11 protein-coding genes are annotated in these 12,556 nt (G+C 56.3%); 4 read left to right on the forward strand and 7 right to left on the reverse strand.

Translation table 11 applies throughout. The annotated features are described in order from the left end of the window. The first annotated feature begins 599 nt into the window (after positions 1-599). Complete coding sequence (gene rhtA, locus AACY07_RS23330) at positions 600-1,499, forward strand: threonine/homoserine exporter RhtA (protein WP_133077887.1); 900 nt, start codon at positions 600-602, stop codon at positions 1,497-1,499. Positions 1,500-1,651: 152 nt separating this feature from the next. After that, positions 1,652-1,933 (forward strand): hypothetical protein, encoded by a 282-nt coding sequence (locus AACY07_RS23335; protein WP_133077888.1) that lies wholly within the window; start codon positions 1,652-1,654, stop codon positions 1,931-1,933. Between the two features lie 49 nt (positions 1,934-1,982). Here AACY07_RS23335 and AACY07_RS23340 read toward each other — a convergent pair whose 3' ends face one another. After that, entirely contained in the window at positions 1,983-3,803 is a 1,821-nt protein-coding gene (locus AACY07_RS23340; protein ID WP_339478052.1) for an aminopeptidase P family protein, read from the reverse strand. Between the two features lie 59 nt (positions 3,804-3,862). Beyond that, complete coding sequence (locus AACY07_RS23345) at positions 3,863-5,032, reverse strand: cysteine desulfurase family protein (protein ID WP_339478054.1); 1,170 nt, start codon at positions 5,030-5,032, stop codon at positions 3,863-3,865. Positions 5,033-5,362: 330 nt separating this feature from the next. On the opposite strand from AACY07_RS23345, the gene AACY07_RS23350 reads away from it, so the two are divergent. Beyond that, a complete protein-coding gene (locus AACY07_RS23350) occupies positions 5,363-6,448 on the forward strand; it encodes a sigma-54 interaction domain-containing protein (protein ID WP_339478056.1) in 1,086 nt (361 codons plus the stop codon). 198 nt (positions 6,449-6,646) lie between these two features. Beyond that, on the forward strand, positions 6,647-7,426 hold the full coding sequence (locus AACY07_RS23355; protein ID WP_219262110.1) for a TSUP family transporter: 780 nt from the start codon (positions 6,647-6,649) through the stop codon (positions 7,424-7,426). On the opposite strand, the gene nudC is transcribed toward AACY07_RS23355, so the two are convergent. The 5 genes from nudC to gnd form a co-directional block, all read right to left on the reverse strand. Next, a complete protein-coding gene (gene nudC, locus AACY07_RS23360) occupies positions 7,394-8,224 on the reverse strand; it encodes an NAD(+) diphosphatase (protein ID WP_339478058.1) in 831 nt (276 codons plus the stop codon). The genes AACY07_RS23355 and nudC overlap by 33 nt on opposite strands. A 30-nt stretch (positions 8,225-8,254) precedes the next feature. Beyond that, the gene (locus AACY07_RS23365) at positions 8,255-9,067 is read right to left on the reverse strand and encodes a crotonase/enoyl-CoA hydratase family protein (RefSeq protein ID WP_133077894.1); all 813 of its coding nucleotides are present in this window, start codon (positions 9,065-9,067) and stop codon (positions 8,255-8,257) included. A gap of 124 nt (positions 9,068-9,191) precedes the next feature. Beyond that, positions 9,192-10,010, reverse strand: coding sequence for an HAD family hydrolase (locus AACY07_RS23370; protein ID WP_339478060.1), 819 nt, complete (start codon positions 10,008-10,010; stop codon positions 9,192-9,194). Beyond that, positions 10,007-11,530 (reverse strand): glucose-6-phosphate dehydrogenase, encoded by a 1,524-nt coding sequence (zwf, locus tag AACY07_RS23375; RefSeq protein WP_339478062.1) that lies wholly within the window; start codon positions 11,528-11,530, stop codon positions 10,007-10,009. The genes AACY07_RS23370 and zwf overlap by 4 nt, the downstream gene beginning before the upstream one ends. Further along, on the reverse strand, positions 11,527-12,507 hold the full coding sequence (gnd, locus tag AACY07_RS23380; protein WP_133077897.1) for a phosphogluconate dehydrogenase (NAD(+)-dependent, decarboxylating): 981 nt from the start codon (positions 12,505-12,507) through the stop codon (positions 11,527-11,529). Before gnd ends, zwf begins: the two co-directional genes overlap by 4 nt. Between the last annotated feature and the right edge of the window lie 49 nt (positions 12,508-12,556).

The raw sequence follows: 12,556 nt of genomic DNA on the forward strand, positions 1-12,556 counted from the left end.
TTCAAACATCTTTGGGTTTTTAAGAAACCCTAAACTTGGCTCAGCAATCGTTGGTTACATCTTTGATTTCTCGCGGAGTAACTTGTGATGCTGATAATCTTGTTGACTATCAGTCTGACTCCACAAGTACCCACACGAATTGCTTGATTCAGTTGTTAAAGAGCGGTTGGTTAGCTTTCGCTGAACCGAGGCGCGCATTCTACAGCAGCCTCTGTTGCTGTCAAGCGGTTATTTTAAGATGTTTTCAAAGCTTCCTCTGTAACATCAACCACTTGCGCTTTCGATCTCTCGTTAGCGGGAGGCGAATTCTACAGCGTTACGCGCTGCTGTCAACACCTCATTTCCTGCTTCGATGACTTGAAGCTGACACTGCCGAAAACCAATCCAACTCATTGAAACTCAAGGAGTTTTCCGTTTCGACTGCGCCGGAAGTGGGCGCATTATAGGCCGCTGTAAATCTGAGTCAAGCATTAATCCAAACTATCGACCTTACGAGCTTCATAGGTAGAAAACCCACATTGAATGCGCACTATATTGCACATCCAGAATTACCCAAGCATCATGCCTGTCTTTAAACCTTCTGCCAGGCACACCTATCAATGATAAAGCCCCCCCATAGCTTCGTAGCAACGCTATTCCCTGTTGGCTTGCTACTCATTGCCATGGCCTCGATCCAATCCGGCGCCTCGCTGGCAAAAAGCATGTTCCCTATTATCGGCGCACAAGGAACAACCAGCCTGCGCCTGACATTCGCCAGCCTCATCATGTTCCTGATACTGCGACCATGGAGAGCCAAGTTCACCACCAAGTCCTTGAAGACCGTGATCGTTTACGGGATCGCCCTGGGAGGAATGAATTTCCTCTTCTATATGTCACTGCGCACTGTTCCGCTGGGTATTGCAGTTGCTCTGGAGTTTACGGGTCCTTTGGCAGTGGCTATTTATAGCTCCCGCAGACCTATCGACTTTATATGGATCGGCCTGGCCATCACGGGACTCCTACTGCTCATACCCATTGGTGAAAGCGTTCAAGGCATTGATCCAACAGGCGCTGGCTACGCGCTAAGTGCCGGGGTCTGCTGGGCGCTGTACATCCTCTATGGGCAGCGGGCCGGTGCGGACAATGGCGTTCAGACCGCAGCATTGGGCGTCATTATTGCGGCTCTGTTTTTCGCACCTATCGGGGTTTACCACGCAGGGGCAGCATTGCTGACCCCTGGCCTGATCCCAATAGCCATTGGTGTAGCACTCTTATCGACAGCACTGCCTTACACGCTTGAGATGATTGCTCTTACACGCATGCCCACCCGAACATTCGGCACTTTAATGAGCATAGAGCCTGCCTTTGGGGCACTTTCAGGGCTGCTGTTCCTGAATGAGGTCTTGTCGTTCACACAGTGGATGGCCATCTCTTGCATCATAATGGCCTCTATCGGTGCGACCTTAACGATGCGCAACCACTCAAAACCGATCGTCACCGACAATAAGCACGCCATTTAACTCTGCTCTGGTAATTGACTCTCATTTAAGGGATGTTTGTCCCTTGAGAATCACATGAACCGATTCCGGATAAGGATATCCACTAAAACCATGGGGAGATGGTCACCGATTCTCGCATCCCGTAACTCCGACGCAAACGCTTAAGGACAGGAATGAAACGAATTTTGGTAGCTTTAGCCGTACTCGTTGTAACCGGCTGCGCAGCAACCTCGGAAACTGCCGTCAAGCATGGAAAACGAGGATTGCATATCAATTGCTCTGGATTGTCCTCATCGTGGAACAAGTGCTACGCCGAAGCCGTCAAATCCTGTGGAAGCAAGGGATACCGGGTGGTGGCCAAATCGGGCGATACCGCAGAAGAACCAGGGGATTACCCATTCGGCCTGAACCCAGCCGGCTATACCAGCCGCAGCATGATTGTTATCTGCAAGTAACGCCCCGCCCTGCCATGCCGTCGAGCGAGCCGACAGCATGGCAAGGAGATCAGGCAGTTATCGCAAGTGGTGCCGTACGCTCCAGCAGCCACTCAAGCGCAGACCCGACAAGGTGCGGGCTCAAGCGCTCGCGAACCAGCGCATGATAGGCGTCAAACCATTCGCGCTCTTCCAGGGTCAGCAATGATGGCTCCAGACAGCGCGTGTCGATTGGGCACAGCGTCAGGGTTTCAAACTTCAAGAATGTCCCAAACTCCGAAGTTCCCGCCTCACGATTCAACACCAGGTTCTCGATTCGCACTCCCCAACGACCCGGGCGGTATGTTCCAGGCTCAATCGAGGTAATCATCCCCGGCTGCATCGCAGTATGTGGTGCCGGCGCAGCCTGATACGCAATAACTTGAGGCCCTTCATGCACATTCAGGAAGTAGCCGACCCCATGACCTGTCCCGTGCCCGTAATCGACGTGCTCAGCCCAAATCGGCGCCCTTGCGATCGAGTCCAGCAAAGGTGACAGGATCCCTTTTGGAAATTGGGCCCTGGACAAGGCGATCACACCTTTAAGCACACGAGTACAATCGTGTTTCTGCTCGCGGGTTGGCGTCCCAACAGGGACCATACGCGTGATATCGGTTGTGCCTCCCAGGTACTGCCCTCCCGAGTCGATCAACAACAGGCCATCACCTTCAATCACAGCATGCTCTTGCTCCGTTGCGTGGTAATGCGGCATTGCGCCATTGGCATTAAAAGCCGCAATGGTGTTGAAGCTTAACGATACAAAGCCGGGGCGGCGGGCACGAGCAGCGGTCAACTGCTCATCAATAGTCAACTCGGTAATGCGCTCACGCCCAAGGGCTGTCTCCAGCCATGCAAAGAACTCACAGAGCGCAGCACCATCCTGCTCCATAGCCTTACGGATATGGACCGCGTCCTCGAGGCTCTTCTGAGACTTGGCCAAGGTAGTTGGGTTCAAGCCTTCAACCAGTTTCACCTCAGCCTGCAAATGACCGAGCAGCCCGCAAGTCACACGGGCAGGGTCCACCAACAGACGAGTTGAACCCGGCAAAGACGCCAGAGCCGCATTGATCTCAACGTAATCACGCAGCTCAACGCCATCAGCCTCAAGTGTCTCGCGCAGTTCGACACTGATTTTATTCAAGTCCAGAAACAAGGTAGCCCGCGAGGCCTCGACCAACGCAAACGAAACGAACACTGGGTTGAAGGAGACATCCGAACCTCGCAGATTAAACAACCAGGCGATGTCATCCAGAGTCGCAATAAAATGTGCATCCGCCTGGCGCTGCTTGAGTGTTTCTCGCAACTGCGCCAGTTTTTCAGCCCGACTGACCGTCGCTTGCGGCGGCAGATGCTCATAAACCGGCTGTACCGGCAGTATTGGACGATCATCCCAAACCTGGTCAAGCAGATCGATATCCGTACGTAAAACGGCACCACGCTCTTTAAGTTTGCTCTCGAGTGTGCGTGCAGAAGCCAGCGCGAGCACTGCACCATCAACCGAAACCGTTGCACCTTCAGGCGTCTGCTCGGCCAGCCACTCCAGAGGACCCGATTGCCCGGGTAACAGCTTGACCAGCTCAATGGTACTGCCCTTCAGTTCCTTGGCCGCTTGTTCCCAGTAACGACTGTCAGCCCACACTCCAGCAAAGGTTGGCGTCACAATCAATGTTCCAACCGAACCGTAAAAACCCGACAGCCATTGACGGCCTTGCCAATATGCAGGCAAGTACTCTGAAAGATGGGGGTCAGCCGAGGGCACCAGCAGCGCATAAATACCGTTCTGGCTCATCAACGCCCGGGTACGCGCCAAACGCTCCACTACCGGTACTGGCTTCAACGACTGAGTACTCATTCTGTCTCCTGCTTATCACTGGGAATTATTATTGGTCGCTAGTGATCATGGATCAGCCACTACCGTTGGGCAACCGCCCAAAATGGTGCCGGCGCGGCGACAGAAGCTTTAATCGCCTTCACTGCGGCATCTATATCCTGCTCGCTGGTGAAGCGCCCAAGACTCAGGCGGATTGTTCGGCTGGCTTTATCGGCATCATGCCCCAGGGCCAGCAGCACGTGGGACGGTGCATTACTCGCCGAGTTGCACGCTGAAGTTGCCGAATACGCGAGCGAAGCACTCAGGATTGCGCTATTGAAGTGCCCTTCGCTGAAGGTCAGGCTCAAGGTATGGGGAATTCGCTCTGTCGGACAGCCATTACATTGCAGCCCTTGCACATCGACCAGTTGCTCAAGCAAGCGCTGGCGAAGTCCGCGAATGTGAGCCAGCTCCTGAGCAAATGACTCACTGGCCACTGCAAATGCAGCGCCCATACCTGCAATTTGATGAGTCGCCAGGGTTCCTGAGCGCAAACCGGACTCATGCCCGCCACCATGAATCTGTGCCTGTAGCCGATCCTGCGCACGCGGCCCCACATACAAGGCGCCGATACCTTTGGGACCATAGATCTTGTGCCCCGAGAACGACATCAAGTCTACCGCCCACTCATCCAGGTCGATGGCAACCTTGCCCGCTCCCTGTGCGGCATCGACGTGGAACAGCGCACCATGCTCGCGGACCCGGCGCCCGATACCCGGAATATCGTTGACCGTGCCCAGTTCGTTGTTGACCAGCATCAACGACACCAGCAGCGTGTCGTCGCGCAGAGCAGCATCTACCTGACCGGCACTTACGAGCCCATTGGCATCAGGGGCCAGATACGTCACCTCAAAACCCGCCCCTTGTAAAAAGCGTGCAGTGTCCAATACCGCCTTGTGCTCGATCTGGCTGGTGATGATATGCCCGCGGGACTGACCACCCGCCTGGGCCACTCCTTTTAGCGCCAGGTTATTGGACTCGGTCGCACCCGAGGTCCAGATAATCTGCTCAGGCCTGGCATTGATCAGTTTCGCGACCTGTTCACGGGCCAGCTCTACCGTCTGCCGGGCTTGCTGACCAAAGACATGGGAGCCAGAAGCCGGATTGCCAAAGTTGCCTTCAAAACCCAGGCAATCGACCATCACCTGAATGACACGAGCGTCCACGGGAGTGGTGGCCGCGTAATCGAAATAAATAGGTCGCTTGTTCATTGTTCAAATCCACTGAGCGCATTCCGGAAACAGGCAGTGCCTGGTACCGGAGAGTGAAGCCACGAGAAAATGCGGCCGTTAGAGATAACCGATTGAGCCAGGTGAAAAAAGGTGCATTCGACAGGAAGGCCGTAGGATATGTCTCAAATCTGGGCTATCTGGAAAGCAGGAGCTTATAAAGCGCTAAAAGCAGGTCATCACGCAAGTCCGATATGCAATATCGATATATAAATATGGAATTAGGTTAGTTTACGGAATAACAAAATGACTTTATAAAGCAGCCTTCGGCTTTCCTTTTGTGGGCAGAGCCCCTGTTAAAAGGAGCTGTCAATGCAGCTTTTAACATTACCTGCCACCCCGGCACTGGCCACGTCCATACGCGCCACGGCACAAGTGTTTGAAGACCCCGCGTCCAAAGCCCTGTTGGCACACTTGCAACAGATAGCACCCAGTGACGCCAGCGTACTGATCATTGGTGAAACCGGCACCGGCAAAGAACTGGTCGCCCGGCATATCCACCAACTCAGCCACCGTCACAACCAGCCATTTGTGGCCGTCAATTGCGGCGCCTTTGCCGAGTCATTGGTGGAAGCTGAACTGTTTGGCCATGAAAAGGGGGCTTTTACAGGCGCGCTGACTGCAAAAGCCGGATGGTTTGAAGAGGCCGACGGCGGCACATTATTTCTGGATGAGATCGGCGACTTGCCGCTGACCATCCAGGTAAAGCTGCTACGCGTCCTGCAAGAGCAGGAGGTCGTGCGGTTGGGCTCGCGCAAAAGCACACCGATCAACGTGCGCGTACTGGCTGCCACAAACGTCAATCTGGAGCAGGCCATAGACGCCGGGCATTTTCGAGAAGATCTGTACTACCGCCTGAATGTCGTCAGCCTTGCGCTGCTCCCGTTACGTGAGCGCCCCGGGGATATCCTTCCGTTAGCCAGACACTTCCTTAAAACCTATCGCCAACGGCTGCCCCATGGACCAACGGCACTCAGTGAATGTGCCGAACACGTACTGATCCACCATCCTTGGCAGGGCAATATTCGCGAGCTTGAAAATGTCGTGCATCACAGCCTGCTTCTGTGCCGCAATCAGACCATTACAGTACAAGACCTGCGCCTGTCCCAATCACGCAGCAGACGCCAGGACTTCGCGCTGCAACAACCCGCCACGCATACCACCCGGGACTTGTTACAACGCGCCTTTCGGAAACTGTTCGAAGAAGAGCCGGGCGCCCTGCATGAAGCCGTTGAAGATACCCTGCTGCGTACGGCCTATGAGTTTTGCCATCACAATCAGGTACACACTGCAAAATTGCTGGGTTTGAGTCGCAATGTCACCCGAACACGCCTGATCAAGCTCGGAGCACTTTCAGTCAATGTTCGTCGCACGGAGGCCGACGCCCTCGCCTATTGAAAGCCTGACTCATCGCCGTTGCCTGACGACAGTTAGATACATCAGGCAACATCGTTCGACGCAGAGCCGGGCGGCCAACGCTGCTTCTGTGGAATCGCGACCCCACAAAAGGCCTATCGCCGCTGTTCACGCTTATCGGTAAGATGACGTCCTTCCTGCGCATTTGCGCTGTACGTCCCGCCGAATTAAGTCGATCCCATGCCTTTTGAACTCAGCGTAGATTTGACCACCCTCGCCATTCTGGCCGCCGTTGCCTTTGTTGCCGGATTCATCGACGCCATTGCCGGGGGCGGGGGGCTACTCACCACCCCTGCCCTGCTCACCGCAGGCTTGCCGCCACATCTGGTGCTGGGCACCAACAAGCTCAGCTCGACTTTCGGCGCAGCCACCGCGAGCCTTACCTTCTACCGACGCAAACTGTTCCATCCTCGCGAATGGAAGCTGGCCATTTTCGGAACCCTCGCCGGTGCACTGATCGGCGCAGTTGTCGCCCACTACATGCCCGCCGAATGGCTCAACAAAATGCTGCCGGTGATTGTTTTCGGTTGCGGGCTCTACCTGCTGTTTGGCGGCACGCCCAAAACGCCTGTCGACAACGACGCGCCGATCAAAAAGAAATGGCAACTGCCCCAGGGCCTGGGCCTGGGATTTTATGATGGCGTAGCCGGGCCGGGTACGGGCGCGTTCTGGACCGTCAGCACCATGCTGATGTACCCGGTCGATCTGGTGAAGGCCAGCGGTGTGGCGCGCAGCATGAATTTCGTCAGCAACATTGCAGCGCTGTCGGTGTTCATATTCTCCGGCCATGTGGACTGGGTGATCGGTCTGACCATGGGCTTTGCAGTCATGGTCGGCGCCTTCTTCGGCGCCCGCAGCGCAATCAGCGGCGGGGCCAAATTCATTCGCCCGGTGTTTATCACCGTGGTATTGGGTTTGACCGTGCGCCTAGCCTGGCAGCACTGGTTCGGCATGGCCTAAACGACGGGCTACATACAGGTCGATGAGATAACGCGCAATTGAGCGCGACGCCGGCAACGGCGGCAGCCGGTGCACATTGAACCACTGCGCATCTTCTATCTCGTCGGCCTGAGGCACGATATCGCCTCCCGCGTACTCGGCGTGAAAACCCAGCATCATGGAGTGCGGGAACGGCCAGCACTGGCTACCCACATACTGGATGTTCCTGACTTCCACCTGCACTTCTTCGCGCACTTCGCGGATCAGGCAATCCTCGGCCGACTCCCCCGGCTCGGCGAACCCCGCCAGAGTGCTGTAGACCCCCGGCACAAAGCGCGGTGAACGGGCCAGAAGCACTTCATCGCCCCGGGTAATCAATACAATCATGCTGGGCGAGATACGTGGATAACTGCGCAAATCGCAGGCCGCGCAATACATCGCACGCTCCCTCGGCACCTGCGTCATGGCCTGCCCGCAGCTACCACAAAAGCGATGCTCACGAGCCCAGGTGCCGATTTGCGCGGCATAACCCAGCACCTTGTACAGCGTGTGGTCCTCGCCCAGCATGAAGGCACGCAAGCCCTGCCAATCACAGCCCTCGACCTGGGCCGCACCTGCAAGCTCGAGCAGGTACACCGGCTCGCCGTCCAGGTGTCCGATGCCATGCTCCGCCAGCACAGCAAGGTCCTGGCGCTTGAGCCACTCTCGGGAAAAGAGCGGGCCATTGTGATTGATCAAGAACCCGTCGGGGCCGCGCGCCACGGCCCAGCCTCCAGTCAGGTCTGTATCCAGTACTGCCGTGATCCAACGCGGTGTCATTAAATGATCCTTGTTCAGGTTACAAAGACGTCAATCCAGAAACTCGGGTTTTTGCTTGGTCATGTGCGCCGTCATCGCCAGCCGCAAGTCGCTGGACTGAAGCATCGCCGCGTTCCAGGTCGCAACATATTCCAGACCATCGTCCACACGGTGATCGCGCATATAGCTGATCATCTGCTTGGTGCCGGCAATGGCGATGGGGGATTTGCTGGCGATTTCCAGGGCAATTGCCATTACCCCGTCCAGCAACGCCTGATGATCGCTGTAGACGCGGTTGACCAGGCCGATAGCTCGGGCCTCATCCGCCGCGACCATCCGCCCGGTGTAAGCCAGTTCGCGGAGCATGCCATCACCGATGATGCGCGGCAAACGTTGCAATGTCCCCACGTCAGCGGCCATGCCCATGTCGATTTCCTTGATCGAGAACTGCGCATCCTCGGCGGCGTAGCGCATATCGCAGGCCGCGATCAGGTCAATCGCCCCGCCCAGGCAATAGCCCTGAACAGCCGCCAAAACGGGCTTGCGGCAATGATCCACGGCATTGAACGAGGCCTGCATTTGCAGAATCTTGCGCCGAAGCATACGGGCATTACGGCCCACATCCTTGCCCATCTCATTGGCTACCGATGCCAGCAGCATCAAGTCGATACCGGCTGAAAAGTGCTTGCCTGCACCACTGAGCACGACAACCCGTACGGCGTCGGTTTCATCAATCCACTGGAAAATCTCGATGATCTCGGTCCAGAACGCCGCGTTCATCGCATTGACCTTTTCAGGCCGGTTGATCTGAACGTGGGCAATGTTGCCGTTTAACTCAACCTGAAAAGCCTGGTAGTCGGACATAACCTGAATCCTTTATGGGGCGCTGTCGCCGCTCAATGAGCGGCGGACTATAACAAGCCTGACTGGCCCCAGGCAGGCCGCGATTGCGCCAAATTACGGACAAAATGACCTGCCTGAATAGCCCTCAACGCTGCAGGATAAAACGCTCTATCACCTGGGCAACGCCGTCTTCGACATTGCTGCCAGTGACCTGCATCGCCTGCTCGCGAACCTGCGCTTCGGCCTGCCCCATGGCGATCGACAGCCCTGCACGGTGGAACATCGCAGGGTCATTGCCGCCGTCACCGATCGCTGCCGTACGCTCAAGGGGCACCCCCAAATGCTCGGCCAGCGCTGCAAGGGCATCGCCTTTGTTGGCCTTGAGTGCAGTAATGTCCAGATAACGGGCCTGCGACCGGCTGGCCGATGCCTCCCCGCTCAACACCTGCTGCAAACGCTGCTCAAGCTCCACCAGAAGTGGCGCATTGCTGGTAGTGGCCACGATCTTGTCCACTCGATGCAAATAAGGCTCAAAACTCTCTACCACTAGCGGCGCATAACCCAGCCCCTGTTGTTCGTGGGCAACCATCGGGCCCAACGGATCGCGCAACAGCCACTCATCGTCAGCAAACACCCAGATTTCAACGTCATGCCCGGACAACAGGGCCAGCGTCTTCAACACCGCCTCGTACGGCACATGATGGGACTGCAAATAGCTGCCATCGGCGTTTACCAGCACTCCGCCGTTGAATCCTGCAGTGGGCAATTCAATACCCAACTGCCGGATATACTCGCGCATGGCCCTGGGCGGGCGGCCGGTAGCCAGGGTGAAATGAATGCCTGCAGCCTGCAGCGCCTTGACTGCAGCCAGGTTGCGCGGGCTGATGGTGTGGTCGGGCAACAGCAAGGTGCCATCCATGTCACACAGCACCAATTGAATGGAGTCTTGCTTCACATCACTCATCCTATGTTGAGCCAGACGCGGCCATCGCGAGCCAGCAACTCTTTGGCCGCCTCCGGGCCATCTTCCCCGGCCTTGTAAGGCTGGACGTCAGTGTGTTCACGCCACGCATCCAGAAAAGGCTGCACACCACGCCAGCCGTTTTCAATATTGTCGGCACGCTGGAACAAGGTCTGATCACCGGTGAGGCAGTCGTAAATCAACGTCTCGTAGCCTGTGGAAGGCTGCATTTCGAAGAAATCCTTGTACGCAAACCCCAACTCGATATTGGCCATTTTCAGCCCGGGGCCCGGGCGCTTGGCTTGAAGATCAAACCACATGCCTTCGTTGGGCTGAATATGGATACGTAAATAGTTGGGCTGCAAACGTTCAACTTCGGTGTCGCGGAACTGTGCATAAGGCGCAGGCTTGAAACAGATGGCGATTTCAGTGTCGCGCGCACTCATGCGCTTGCCGGTGCGCAGGTAGAACGGCACACCGACCCAGCGCCAGTTGTCGATCATCACCTTGAGCGCCACAAAGGTTTCAGTGCTGCTGTCAGCAGCCACGTTGTTCTCTTCGCGGTATCCCACGACCGGCTTGCCGCCGGACTCACCCTGGGTGTACTGCCCGCGCACAGAATTTTTCAACGCATCTTCTTTCGACCAGGGGCGGATTGCTCCAATCACCTTGGCTTTTTCACCGCGCACTGCATCGGCTCCAAAGGCTGCGGGGGGCTCCATCGCCACCATCGCCAGCAGTTGAAACAAATGGTTGGGCAACATGTCGCGCAAGGCGCCGGTGTGTTCGTAAAAACTGCCACGTGTCTCGACCCCGACGGTTTCAGCCGCAGTGATCTGCACATGGTCAATGTAATGATTGTTCCAGAAGGCTTCGAAAAGCCCGTTGGAGAAACGGCTGACCAAAATATTCTGGACGGTTTCCTTGCCCAGGTAATGGTCAATCCGGTAGATCTGCTTCTCGCTCATGACATTGAGCAGGCACTCATTCAATGCTTGAGCTGTCTGCACGTCAGAGCCAAAAGGTTTTTCAATGACGACCCGGCGAAATGCATCGGGGGTTTCCTTGAGCAACCCGCTGGCACCCAGCCGCTGCACGACTTCGCTGAAAAAGCGTGGTGCAGTGGCCAGGTAGAACACCGCATTGCCAGTGCCGCTGGCGATGATTTTCTGCTCCAGCGCCCCGTAGGTGCTGTCATCCAGAAAATCGCCCTGCACGTAGCTGATGTTCTTTGCCAACGAGGCCCACAAATCGGCATTCAAGCCTTGCCCGTCAGGATGATCCACCTTGCTGGAGGCTTCATTGCGAATGAAGTCCTCCAGCTTTTTGGCAAAACCCTCATCACTGATCCCATTGTGGTCAACGCCCACAATGCGCAGGCCACCGTCCAGTAAACCGTCACGACTCAAGTTGTACAGCGCAGGCATCAGCAAGCGCTTTACCAGATCACCGTGGGCACCAAACAAGAACAGAGTGGTGGGCGGCGCGGGCTTGGCGTCAGGTTTACTGGACAGATCAATCATTTTTTAGACGTCTCCACATGGCCACCGAAACCAAAGCGCATGGCCGATAGCATTTTGTCGCCATAGAGGCTTTGCTGGCGCGAACTGTAGCGGGCAAACAGGGCTTGCGACAACACCGGTACCGGCGTCGACTGCTCCATTGCAGCTTCGATGGTCCAGCGGCCTTCACCGCTGTCTGCCACGGCGCCTGAGTAGCCATCCAGCGGCTCATCAGTGGCCAGGGCATCGGCAGTCAAATCGAGCAGCCAGGACGAAACAACGCTACCACGACGCCATACTTCGGCAATATCGCCCAGGTTCAGGTCAAAGCGCTGCTCTTCAGGCAGGTTCTCACCGCCCTTCATCTTCATCAGGTTGAAGCCTTCGGCGTAAGCCTGCATCAGACCGTATTCAATACCGTTGTGCACCATCTTCACGAAATGACCAGCACCTGCCGGGCCCGCATGGATGTAACCACGCTCGGCACGATCGTCGTCAGATACACGGTCCTTGGTGCGCGGGATGTCACCCATGCCCGGGGCCAGAGCTGCAAACAGCGGGTCCAGGTGCTTCACGACAGCGCTGTCTCCACCGATCATCATGCAATAACCGCGCTCCAGGCCCCACACGCCACCCGAGGTACCGACGTCAACGTACTGGATGCCCTTTTCGGCCAGAGACTGCGAACGACGCATGTCATCTTTATAGAAGGTGTTACCGCCATCGATGATGATGTCATCGGCGTCCAGCAGCTGGCTCAGGGTCTCGATGGTGTCTTCGGTCGGCGCACCTGAAGGCAGCATGACCCAGACAGCACGGGGTTTGGCCAGGCCTGCGACCAGCGCTGGCAAATCGGCAACGCCGGTGGCGCCTTCCTGTTCCAGAGCACTGACAAAGTCGGTATTGCGGTCAAAAACCACGGTTGTATGCCCATTGAGCATCAGACGCCGTGCGATATTCCCGCCCATACGGCCCAATCCAATAATTCCCAACTGCATGTACTGTTGCTCCCAACGACAAATAAATAGGTGTACAGCACCTTAGTGC

This window comes from Pseudomonas sp. RL_5y_Pfl2_69 (assembly GCF_963970465.1).
Classification (GTDB): Bacteria; Pseudomonadota; Gammaproteobacteria; order Pseudomonadales; family Pseudomonadaceae; genus Aquipseudomonas.